Source organism: Salinivibrio sp. PR919 (genome assembly GCF_001995355.1).
In the GTDB taxonomy this organism is placed as follows: domain Bacteria; phylum Pseudomonadota; class Gammaproteobacteria; order Enterobacterales; family Vibrionaceae; genus Salinivibrio; species Salinivibrio proteolyticus.
Map to the genome: position 1 here is coordinate 1 of NZ_MUFL01000107.1, position 8,605 is coordinate 8,605.

General features: G+C 53.4%; 6 protein-coding genes. 4 read left to right on the top strand and 2 right to left on the bottom strand.

Features of this window, described 5'->3' with window-relative positions; translation table 11 throughout:
- Positions 1-100 precede the first annotated feature (100 nt).
- A complete protein-coding gene (locus tag BZG83_RS14935) occupies positions 101-1,378 on the bottom strand; it encodes an O-acetylhomoserine aminocarboxypropyltransferase/cysteine synthase family protein (protein ID WP_077481713.1) in 1,278 nt (425 codons plus the stop codon).
- 183 nt (positions 1,379-1,561) lie between these two features.
- Positions 1,562-4,195 carry a phosphoenolpyruvate carboxylase gene (ppc, locus tag BZG83_RS14940; protein ID WP_077481715.1) on the bottom strand — a complete coding sequence of 878 codons (2,634 nt, stop codon included), beginning with the start codon at positions 4,193-4,195 and terminating at the stop codon, positions 1,562-1,564.
- 528 nt (positions 4,196-4,723) lie between these two features.
- On the opposite strand from ppc, the gene argC reads away from it, so the two are divergent.
- From argC to argH, 4 genes are all read left to right on the top strand, one after another.
- On the top strand, positions 4,724-5,734 hold the full coding sequence (gene argC, locus BZG83_RS14945) for an N-acetyl-gamma-glutamyl-phosphate reductase (RefSeq protein WP_077481717.1): 1,011 nt from the start codon (positions 4,724-4,726) through the stop codon (positions 5,732-5,734).
- 9 nt (positions 5,735-5,743) lie between these two features.
- Positions 5,744-6,523: an acetylglutamate kinase gene (gene argB, locus BZG83_RS14950; RefSeq protein ID WP_077481719.1), complete on the top strand. Its 780-nt coding sequence runs from the start codon at positions 5,744-5,746 to the stop codon at positions 6,521-6,523.
- 54 nt (positions 6,524-6,577) lie between these two features.
- Entirely contained in the window at positions 6,578-7,789 is a 1,212-nt protein-coding gene (locus BZG83_RS14955; RefSeq protein WP_077481721.1) for an argininosuccinate synthase, read from the top strand.
- 35 nt (positions 7,790-7,824) lie between these two features.
- Positions 7,825-8,605, top strand: a 781-nt coding sequence (gene argH / locus BZG83_RS14960; protein WP_077481723.1) for an argininosuccinate lyase, incomplete at its 3' end; no start/stop codon positions are given.

The following is an 8,605-nucleotide window of genomic DNA, read 5'->3' on the forward strand; positions in this document are numbered from 1 at the left end:
GCTTAGCACCGTCAGTATTACATGGGGTAGTGACATCTCTTCTATCCACAATTAGTCGTACAACAATAGGTCGGCCCGGAATGCGATAACCTTCTTTGGGTTATTTCGCCAAACTCAAGGCCTGCTCAAGGTCGGCAATGATGTCATCAATATGCTCAATGCCGACACAAAGACGGATCATTTCTGGTGTGACGCCGGCCGCGGCCTGCTCCTGCTCGTTTAACTGACGATGAGTGGTCGAAGCAGGATGACACGCGAGCGACTTGGCATCGCCAATGTTCACCAGACGTTTAAATAAATTCAGTGCATCGTAAAAGCGCACACCCTCATCAAAGCCACCTTTCAAGCCAAACGACAACAGTGACGCGGGCAATCCACCACGGATCAGCGTTTGGGCGCGAGAATAATGCGGATGCGTTTCAAGGCCGGCATAGTTCACCCACGCCACGGCAGGGTGATTGGCTAGGTAATCGGCCACGGCTTTGGCGTTCTCGCAATGGCGCTCCATACGCAGGCTCAAGGTTTCTAACCCCTGCATCAACATAAAAGCATTCATCGGCGAGAGGGCTGCGCCACTGTTACGCAGCGGTACCGTACGTGCGCGGGCAATAAATGCGGCTGGGCCAAAGGTCTCACTGTAAACCACGCCGTGATAGGCCGGCTCCGGTTGTGAGAATTGCGGGAAGCGGGCTTGATGTGCCACCCAGTCAAAGGTGCCGCCATCGACAATCATGCCGCCAAGGGTGGTGCCATGGCCGCCAATGTACTTGGTGAGTGAGTGCACCACGATATCGGCCCCATGCTCAATCGGTTTACACAAAACCGGTGTGGCCACGGTATTGTCGACCACCAACGGGACCCCATGCGCATGGGCAACCTTAGCTAAGCCTTCAATGTCGGCGATATTACCGGCCGGGTTACCAACCGACTCGCAATAGACTGCTTTGGTGTTGTCATCAATCAGCGCCTCAATCGCACTGGCGTCGTCACTCGCGGCAAAACGCACCTCAATGCCTTGCTCAGGGAGCATGTGGGCAAACAAGGTATAGGTGCCACCATAAAGCTGTGGTGTGGCGACGATGTTATCACCGGCCTTGGCGAGGGTTTGAATCGCATAGGTGATGGCRGCCGCRCCRGCACTGACRCAAAGCCCCGCRATACCGCCYTCTAGTGCCGCCACSCGTTGTTCCAACACGTCGTTGGTCGGGTTCATTATCCGTGAGTAGATATTGCCCGGCACATCAAGATTAAACAGGTCAGCACCATGTTGGGCATTGTCAAACTCGTAAGCGACGGTTTGATAAATGGGCGTTGCCACCGATTTGGTGGTGGGGTCGGTCTGGTAGCCGTGATGAATCGAGAGGGTTTCGTCTTTCATGGCAATTCCTTTGCGTTGTTGGGTCGCGTCAGTGCGACCTTCAATAGTAATAATATTATCAATGCAACAGCAAGCATTAGCTGCGGCTTTGCATAAAAAAGTCTGTGGTTAGGATTTCCTCAGCGTCGTCTGTGTGCCAAGACAAAAAAGCCGCACCCTAGGGTACGGCTCTACTATCAAGGATTAACCGGTATTGCGCAGCCCCGCGGCAATCCCCGCAATGGAAATCATCAAGGCATCGTCGAGTGACTGATCGCCTTGTTCCGATTGCCGTGTACGGTATAACAGCTCGGCTTGCAGCATATTGAGCGGCTCAACATAAATATTACGTAAGCGAATCGCTTCAGCGCCCCATGGGTTTTGCTCCATCAGGTTGTCGCTATTTTCCACTGCCAGCACAACCTGAATATCTTGGCGTAATTGCTCACGCAAGGATTCACCTAACGGCCAGAGGCTCTCATCGACCAAGCGCTGATCATAGTACTTGGCAATGTCTAAGTTGGTTTTGGTAAACACCATTTCTAGCATGCCAAGGCGGGTGGAGAAAAATGGCCATTCGCGGCACATTTCTTCCAGCTGGGCTTTATGGCCTTTTGCAATGGCGTGATCGATAGCTTGTCCCGCCCCCAGCCAAGCTGGCAGCAATAATCGGTTTTGACTCCAGGCGAAAATCCAAGGAATCGCCCGTAAGCTTTCCACACCACCGTTGGGGTTACGTTTGGACGGGCGCGATCCCAGTGGCAGTTTGCCTAATTCAAGCTCAGGGGTGGTGGAGCGGAAGTAAGGGACAAACTGCTCATGGCCGCGTACCACATCACGGTAGGCTTGGCAGGAGATGTCACTCAAGGTGTCCATCAGCTGACGCCACTCTTGTTTAGGCTCTGGTGGTGGCAGCAAGTTCGCTTCCAAAATGGCGCTGGTGTACAGGTTTAAGCTGTTGACGGCAACGTCGGGTAGCCCCAACTTAAAGCGGATCATCTCGCCTTGTTCGGTCACCCGCAAACCGCCTTTTAAGCTGCGCGGAGGTTGTGAGAGCAGAGCCGCATGCGCGGGTGCACCACCGCGACCTACGGTGCCACCACGACCGTGGAACAGTACCAAGTCGACGCCTTGGTCATCGCATAAATTGACTAGCGCTTCCATGGCGCGATATTGCGCCCAACCGGCGGCCATCACTCCAGCGTCTTTGGCGGAATCCGAGTAACCGATCATCACCATTTGGAAGTTCTGGGTAAAGCCTCGGTACCAATCAATGGCCAGCAGCTCACCAATCACTGCCTCGGCATTGTTCAGATCGTCCAAGGTTTCGAATAACGGGCACACGTCCATACGGAATGGACAACCGGCCTCTTGCAGCAATAGGTGGACAGCCAGCACGTCGGAAGCGGTGCGAGCCATCGAAATGACATAGGCGCCCAAGGCTTCACGCGGCTGCTCGGCAATCACTCGGCAAGTGTCGATCACCTCTTGGACGTCAGGCGACGGTGACCAATCACGTGGCAACAACGGACGCTTAGACGCCAGCTCGCGGGTTAAGAAGGCTTGCTTGTCTTGCTCGCTCCATTGGGCGTAATCGCCCATTCCCAAATAACGGGTTACTTCTGAGAGCACATCGGCATGGCGGGTACTTTCTTGACGAATATCGAGTTTGATCAGGTGCACGCCAAAACATTGCACGCAGCGAAGTAGGTCAAGCAACTTGCCGTCGGCAATAATGCCCATGCCACATTGATGGAGAGACTGGTAACACGCCAGTAATGGCTGCCACAATTGCTGAGTATCGGTCAGGATCCCTTGTGAGGAGACGCGTTCGCCTTTCAGTTTGGCGTCCAAATAGCTCAAGGTATGAGTTAGCTGGCTGCGCAAGGTTTTGAGGATAGCGCGATACGGTTCGTGCGCCTCGCCGGCCATCTCACGCACAGTGTCATCACACTGTGTCATTGACAGTTCACTGATCAAATCCTGCACATCGCGCAAATACAAATCCGCTGCTTTCCAGCGTGATAACAGCATCACTTCACGGGTAACCTCGCTGGTGACATAGGGGTTACCGTCGCGGTCGCCGCCCATCCACGAGGAAATTTGTACCGGTTTGGCATCAATGGGTAAGTTGATATCGAGATGGCTTTCAAGCTGCTGATCAAATTGGCGTAAAAACGCCGGTACTGCTTGCCACAGTGAATTTTCAATCACCGCGAAGCCCCATTTGGCTTCATCAAGTGGGGTAGGTCGCTCTTGGCGAATTACATCGGTGTGCCATGCTTGTGCAATCAACTGCTCAAGACGTTTCTCTGTTTTGGCACGCTCTGCCGCCCCCAAATGTTCACTGAGCTCTAACTTCGATAAGCACTTATTAATCTGCACCAAGTTATGAATGGTGGTACGGCGTGCGATTTCGGTCGGGTGAGCGGTCAGGACTAACTCAATTTTTAAATCGGCGATCGCTTGTTGCGCGTCATTGGCATCAATCTCACCTTGGCTGACACGGCGGAGTAAATCGTCGATAGCATCCGGGCTGCACTCCAACGCGTCGCATTGACGCGAGACGGTGTGATATTGCTCGGCGATATTAGTCAGATTCAAAAATTGGCTAAAGGCGCGGGCGACAGGAAGCAGTTGGTCAGCCGGCAAGTTTTGCAGCACGGTTTTCAGCTTAGCATGATCGTCCTGATTGCCAGCGGCAGCCGATTTTGAGAGCTGACGAATTTCCTCAACTTTTTCTAAGAGTGCTGGACCATGGGCATCTTGGATGGTGTTACCCAGCAGACGGCCAAGCATACTGACATTGCTTTTTAAGGCAGAGTACTTTTCGTTCATAGCGTATCCATTCTGTAACAAAGYTACATCCTACTGTGACTGTAAAGAACCAATCTAGCGAATATTGCGCGATCGGGTCAACTTAACCGCAAATTAGCGCGAAAACTGGCCTTCGGATTTGATGCTTATCATAGAGCCACCCCAAAAGCTGAAAAAAAGTTTCAGCTTTCAGGTTTGCCATCCTCCCGAGGGCTTCTCCGCGCCCGCCGTATCGCGACTTTCTCGTGAATAGCAGCAGTATTATTTGCATGGTTAGATGGAATTATTGCTCTAATATGAATGAATAGACATTAAAAATGATTTTTTACGCTTTTTGGGGTTGACGGCCAAACGGGAATGCGATAAAAAATAAACATTCACTTTTTATGAATAAAAATTTTTTTGAGAGTTGACCATGATGCCACTCGCTGCCAAACACAACGCCCTTTCTGCTCGACGACGCTAGCCTGCCTTGCGTGGCTATTGGCTACGCCCTCGATACTCTGCTGCCCCGCAGCACACCGTAAACACCCATAAAGAGAGACACCCATGACCCTTAACACCATTATTGTCGGTGCCAGTGGCTACACAGGAGCCGAGCTTGTCGCCCTTGTCCATCGCCATCCGCAATTGCACTTGGCCGGTTTATATGTCTCGGCAGGCAGTGAAGACGCCAACCGTCCTGTGAGCGCGTTGCACGGTCAACTGCGTGGCGTGGTGGATATGCCACTGATGCCGTTGTCCTCGCCACAGGATGTGGCCAAGCAAGCCGATGTGGTGTTTTTAGCCACTGCGCATGCGGTTAGTCATGAATTGGCGCCGACTTTTCTGGCTCAAGGTTGCGTGGTGTTTGATTTGTCGGGGGCATATCGGGTCAATCAAGCGGATTTTTATCCTACCAATTACGGATTTTCGCACCAGTCACCGGCATGGCTGGCGCAAGCCGTGTATGGCTTGGCGGAGTGGCAACAGGAAGCATTATCTGCAGCGCCGCTGGTCGCCGTGCCGGGATGTTACCCGACAGCCAGCCAATTAGCGCTCAAACCTGTGCTGGATGCAGGCTTGTTGGATAAACAAATGTGGCCGGTGATCAATGCCACCAGCGGCGTGACGGGCGCGGGGCGCAAAGCGAGTCTGAACAACAGTTTTTGCGAAGTGAGCCTGCATGCCTACGGGGTGTTTTCTCATCGTCATCAGCCAGAGATTGCCGCACACCTAGATACGCCGGTGATTTTCACCCCGCACCTTGGCAGCTATAAACGCGGCATTCTTGCCACCATTACCGCCAAATTAGCGCCAGGTGCTAGTGAGGCCGAGGTGGGGCAGGCACTGAACCAGGCTTATCAAGATGCGCCGCTGGTACGGGTACTACCTGCCGGTGAGGTGGCCAAGCTGCAAGCGGTGCAACATACCGGATTTTGCGATATTGGCTATCAGGCCGCGCATGGGCATCTGATCCTTACCAGTGCGATCGATAACTTACTGAAAGGCGCGGCCAGCCAAGCCGTGCAGTGTTTAAACCTTAAGTTTGGCTTTGCCGAAACCACAGCGATTGTCTAGGAGAAACGGATGAAAACGCCATTAGTGATTAAATTAGGCGGCGCAGCACTGAGCTGCAGCGAGACCCTCGCCAAGGTTTTCGGCGCGATGAACACCTATCGCAGTGAGGCTGAGCGCCCGCTAGTGCTGGTGCACGGTGGCGGCTACTTGGTTGATCAACTGCTGAAAAAACTCGCCCTCACCAGTGTGAAAAAACAAGGCTTGCGGGTCACGCCAGCCGACCAGGTTGATTATGTCACCGGTGCTTTAGCTGGCACGGCCAATAAGCTGCTGTTAGCTGAGGCGCGTAAGGCGAAGATTAAAAGCTGCGGCTTGAGCTTGGCCGATGGCGGCTTGTGTCAGGTCAGCCAACTGGACCCCGAGCTAGGTGCAGTGGGGGAAGCCAGCGCCGGTGATCCGAGTCTGCTGCAAGCGGTACTGGCCGCGGATTGTGTTCCCATTATTAGCTCAATTGGCATCAGCGACCAAGGAGAGTTGATGAACGTCAATGCCGACCAAGCGGCGGTAGCGGTGGCAACCACTCTTGGCGCGGAGCTGGTGTTGCTGTCGGATGTCAGTGGCGTGTTAGACGGCAAAGGGCACTTGCTGCCTTGCCTCACCGAGTTAGATGCGCAGCACTTAATGGAAAAAGGGGTGATCACTGATGGCATGGTGGTCAAGGTCAACGCGGCGTTTGCCGCTGCCCGTGAACTGGGTAAACCCGTGGAGATTGCCACCTGGCGTTACCCAGAAAAACTCACGCAATTATTCGATGGCCAGCAAATCGGCACCCGGTTTAGCGCCAGTTAATTAGACGTATAACGACGCGACGACACCGTCGATTTAGGATTTAAGGAGAGCAAAATGAGTAAGGTAAATAAAGTCGTACTGGCCTATTCGGGTGGATTGGATACTTCGGCCATCATTCCATGGCTAAAAGAAAACTATGACTGTGAGGTGGTGGCTTTTGTCGCTGACGTGGGTCAAGGCGAACAAGAGCTCGATGGCATTGAGCAAAAAGCACTTGCCTCGGGGGCCTCACAGTGTTTTATCGCCGATCTGAAACACGAAATGGTGGCGGAGTATATTTACCCCAGCCTGAAAACCGGTGCGGTGTATGAAGGCAAATACCTTCTAGGTACCTCGATGGCGCGTCCTATCATTGCCAAAGCGCAGGTCGAATGTGCCCTTGAGGTCGGGGCGGATGCACTTTGCCACGGCTGTACCGGCAAGGGGAACGATCAAGTCCGTTTTGAGAGCACCTTCTCCGCGTTGGCGCCGCAACTGAAAGTGATTGCGCCGTGGCGGGAGTGGGATCTTACCAGTCGTGAAGCCTTGCTCGATTACTTGGCCGCCCGTGACATTCCTTGTACGGCGAGCCTTGAGAAAATTTATTCACGTGATGCCAATGCTTGGCACGTTTCGACCGAAGGCGGTGTCCTGGAAGATACTTGGACCGCGGCCAACCAAGATTGCTGGGTATGGACAGTGGCACCGGAAGAGGCGCCCAATACGCCTGAGTTTGTCTCCTTGGGCGTACAAAGCGGGGAAGTGGTCTCGGTCGATGGTGAGCCCATGTCGCCTTATGACGTGCTGACGCTGCTGAACGACAAAGGCGCCCAACATGGCGTGGGACGGATTGATATTGTTGAGAACCGTTTGGTGGGGATGAAATCCCGCGGCTGTTATGAAACCCCAGGTGGCACCATCATCATGGAAGCGCTGCGTGGTGTTGAGCAATTGGTGCTGGATAAAGAGAGTTATCAGTTCCGTGAGGAGCTCGGTTTAAAAGCGTCTCACCTTATTTATGATGGTCGTTGGTTTACCCCGCTTTGCCAGTCCATTCTTGCCGCGGCCAATTCTCTTGCCGCGCCGGTAACGGGCGAGGTGGTGATCAAACTCTATAAAGGGCAAGCGACTGTGGTACAAAAGCGTTCAACCAATAGCCTGTACTCGGAAGACTTTGCCACCTTTGGTGATGACGATGTCTACGATCACAGCCATGCCGAAGGCTTTATCCGTTTGTATTCGCTCTCGAGCCGGATTCGGACGCTGAACAAACAAAAACAATCCTAATTAAAAAAGCATCGTGAGCAGTAAGGAGAGACAGCATGGCATTATGGGGCGGACGCTTTAGTCAGGCAGCAGACAAACGGTTTCAAGCGTTTAACGATTCACTGCGCTTTGACTATCGCTTAGCAGAGCAAGACATTGTGGGCTCCATTGCTTGGTCCAAAGCCTTGCGTTCGGTGGGCGTGCTGAGTGATGACGAGCAACAGCAATTGGAGCTCGCGCTCAATGAGCTCAAGCTGTCGGTGATGGAAAACCCCAAGCAAATCCTAAGCTCTGAGGCCGAGGATATTCACAGCTGGGTTGAGCAGCAACTGATCGATAAAGTCGGGGATTTGGGCAAAAAGCTTCACACCGGACGCTCGCGCAACGATCAGGTCGCCACGGATCTCAAACTCTGGTGTCGCCAACAAGGCCAGCAAATCTTGCTGTCTCTCGACAAGCTTCAGCAGCAGCTGGTGGATGTGGCCAGCCAACACCATGATACCGTGCTGCCCGGCTACACCCACTTGCAGCGTGCTCAGCCAGTGACCTTTGCCCATTGGTGTTTGGCCTATCTGGAGATGTTTGAGCGCGACACCACCCGCTTACAAGACGTGCTTAAGCGTCTGGATACCTGCCCGTTAGGCTCCGGTGCGCTGGCAGGCACGGCGTACCCGATTGATCGCGATGCCTTGGCACAACAACTCGGTTTTGAGCGGGCCACCCGTAATAGCCTTGACTCAGTCTCGGACCGTGATCATGTGATGGAGATGCTGTCTGCGGCGTCGATATCAATGCTGCATTTATCGCGGATGGCCGAAGATATGATCTTCTATAACT

What these genes read in the sequence shown, in the direction of transcription:
- ppc (WP_077481715.1), bottom strand. Translation starts at nt 4,195, where the DNA reads ATGAACGAAAAGTACTCTGCCTTAAAAAGCAATGTCAGTATGCTTGGC.
- argC (WP_077481717.1), top strand. Translation starts at nt 4,724, where the DNA reads ATGACCCTTAACACCATTATTGTCGGTGCCAGTGGCTACACAGGAGCC.
- argB (WP_077481719.1), top strand. Translation starts at nt 5,744, where the DNA reads ATGAAAACGCCATTAGTGATTAAATTAGGCGGCGCAGCACTGAGCTGC.
- BZG83_RS14955 (WP_077481721.1), top strand. Translation starts at nt 6,578, where the DNA reads ATGAGTAAGGTAAATAAAGTCGTACTGGCCTATTCGGGTGGATTGGAT.